The 3,259-nt window shown below is 52.4% G+C and carries 2 rRNA genes; both read right to left on the bottom strand.

Annotated elements, in window-relative coordinates:
* Positions 1–106 (bottom strand): 5S ribosomal RNA (gene rrf / locus ACUXV1_RS23125); the annotation flags it as partial.
* 122 nt (positions 107–228) lie between these two features.
* Positions 229–3,117 (bottom strand): 23S ribosomal RNA (locus tag ACUXV1_RS23120).
* Between the last annotated feature and the right edge of the window lie 142 nt (positions 3,118–3,259).

The following is a 3,259-nucleotide window of genomic DNA, read 5'->3' as shown; positions in this document are numbered from 1 at the left end:
TGTCCTACTTTCACATGGCGAATGCCACACTATCATCGGCGCTAAGGCGTTTCACGGTCCTGTTCGGGATGGGAAGGCGTGGGACCACCTCGCTATGGCCACCAGACATAAACTGGTACAAACTAGAAGAAGCCTAGGCTGATCTTTGATCAGCCCACATATATTCGGTATTCAATTGTGTCGCACACCCACACCTCGTCGCTCAGTCTCCCAAGCCACTCAAATGATAGGATCAAGCCTCACGAGCAATTAGTATCGGTTAGCTTAACGCCTCACAGCGCTTCCACACCCGACCTATCAACGTCCTGGTCTCGAACGACTCTTCAGGAGGGTCAAGCCCTCAGGGAAGTCTCATCTTCAGGCGAGTTTCCCGCTTAGATGCTTTCAGCGGTTATCTCTTCCGCACTTAGCTACCCGGCAATGCGACTGGCGTCACAACCGGTACACCAGAGGTGCGTCCACTCCGGTCCTCTCGTACTAGGAGCAGCCCCCGTCAAACTTCCAACGCCCACTGCAGATAGGGACCAAACTGTCTCACGACGTTTTGAACCCAGCTCACGTACCACTTTAAATGGCGAACAGCCATACCCTTGGGACCGGCTACAGCCCCAGGATGTGATGAGCCGACATCGAGGTGCCAAACACCGCCGTCGATGTGAACTCTTGGGCGGTATCAGCCTGTTATCCCCGGAGTACCTTTTATCCGTTGAGCGATGGCCCTTCCATTCAGAACCACCGGATCACTATGTCCTGCTTTCGCACCTGCTCGACTTGTCGGTCTCGCAGTTAAGCTACCTTTTGCCATTGCACTATCAGCACGATTTCCGACCGTACCTAGGTAACCTTCGAACTCCTCCGTTACACTTTGGGAGGAGACCGCCCCAGTCAAACTGCCTACCATGCACTGTCCCCAATCCGGATCACGGACCAAGGTTAGAACCTCAAACACACCAGGGTGGTATTTCAAGGACGGCTCCATGAGAACTAGCGTTCCCACTTCATAGCCTCCCACCTATCCTACACAAGTCTGTTCAAAGTCCAATGCAAAGCTACAGTAAAGGTTCACGGGGTCTTTCCGTCTAGCAGCGGGGAGATTGCATCTTCACAAACACTTCAACTTCGCTGAGTCTCAGGAGGAGACAGTGTGGCCATCGTTACGCCATTCGTGCGGGTCGGAACTTACCCGACAAGGAATTTCGCTACCTTAGGACCGTTATAGTTACGGCCGCCGTTTACTGGGGCTTCGATCAAGAGCTTGCACCCCATCACTTAACCTTCCAGCACCGGGCAGGCGTCACACCGTATACGTCCACTTTCGTGTTGGCACAGTGCTGTGTTTTTGTTAAACAGTCGCAGCCACCGATTCTCTGCGACCTCTCAAAGCTCCTCCCGCAGGGGTTTCACTCTAAGAGGCATACCTTCTCCCGAAGTTACGGTATCAATTTGCCGAGTTCCTTCTCCTGAGTTCTCTCAAGCGCCTTAGAATTCTCATCCTGCCCACCTGTGTCGGTTTGCGGTACGGTTCTTATGCAGCTGAAGCTTAGTGGCTTTTCCTGGAAGCGTGGTATCAGTCACTTCAGGTCCGTAGACCCTCGTCATCACGTCTCGGCCTTAAGGGAAGGCGGATTTGCCTACCTCCCCAGCCTACCGGCTTAAACAGACTATTCCAACAGTCTGATGACCTAACCTTCTCCGTCCCCACATCGCACTGCATAAAAGTACGGGAATTTTAACCCGTTTCCCATCGACTACGCTTTTCAGCCTCGCCTTAGGGGCCGACTCACCCTACGCCGATGAACGTTGCGTAGGAAACCTTGGGCTTTCGGCGAGCGGGCTTTTCACCCGCTTTATCGCTACTCATGTCAGCATTCGCACTTCTGATATCTCCAGCATCCCTTACGAGACACCTTCTCAGACCTACAGAACGCTCCCCTACCATCTGCACTTACGTGCAAATCCGCAGCTTCGGTTATCAGTTTGAGCCCCGTTACATCTTCCGCGCAGGACGACTCGACCAGTGAGCTATTACGCTTTCTTTAAATGATGGCTGCTTCTAAGCCAACATCCTGGCTGTCTAGGCCTTCCCACTTCGTTTACCACTTAACTGATCATTTGGGACCTTAGCTGGCGGTCTGGGTTGTTTCCCTCTTGACGATGGACGTTAGCACCCACCGTCTGTCTCCCATGCTCGCACTTTCCGGTATTCAGAGTTTGCCATGGTTTGGTAAATCGCAATGACCCCCTAGCCATAACAGTGCTTTACCCCCGGAAGTGATACATGAGGCACTACCTAAATAGTTTTCGGGGAGAACCAGCTATCTCCGAGTTTGTTTAGCCTTTCACCCCTATCCACAGCTCATCCCCTAGTTTTGCAACACTAGTGGGTTCGGACCTCCAGTGCGTGTTACCGCACCTTCATCCTGGCCATGGATAGATCACTCGGTTTCGGGTCTACGCCCAGCAACTAAAGCGCCCTATTCGGACTCGGTTTCCCTACGCCTCCCCTATTCGGTTAAGCTCGCTACTGAACGTAAGTCGCTGACCCATTATACAAAAGGTACGCAGTCACGGAACAAGTCCGCTCCCACTGTTTGTATGCATCCGGTTTCAGGTTCTATTTCACTCCCCTCCCGGGGTTCTTTTCGCCTTTCCCTCACGGTACTGGTTCACTATCGGTCGATCATGAGTATTTAGCCTTGGAGGATGGTCCCCCCATCTTCAGACAGGATTTCTCGTGTCCCGCCCTACTTATCGTACGCCTAGTCCTTGGAATGCGTTTTCGTGTACGGGGCTATCACCCACTATGGCGGTCCTTTCCATGAACCTTCCACTAACACAATCCATAACACGTACAGGCTCTTCCGCGTTCGCTCGCCACTACTAACGGAATCTCGGTTGATTTCTTTTCCTGCAGCTACTTAGATGTTTCAGTTCGCTGCGTTCGCCTCCTCGTGCCTATGTATTCAGCACGGGATCTCCTTGCGGAGGGGTTTCCCCATTCGGACATCGCGGGATCAAAGCTCTATTGCCAGCTCCCCCGCGCTTTTCGCAGGCTTACACGTCCTTCTTCGCCTATGATCGCCAAGGCATCCACCAGATGCACTTAGTCGCTTGACCCTATCATTTCAGTAACCTGGATCACTAAAACAACAAGTTGTGTTTGTGCGACGACTACACCGCCCCTTTTGATATGGCGACGTAGCCTAGATACAATCAAATACCCAAGATGACGATCCAGCCAATGAAGACTTAACTCCAT

It is taken from the genome of Chromobacterium sp. W521, assembly GCF_052805975.1.
Note: the sequence above shows the minus strand (reverse complement) of the source record. Positions and strands in the feature narration are given on the sequence as shown.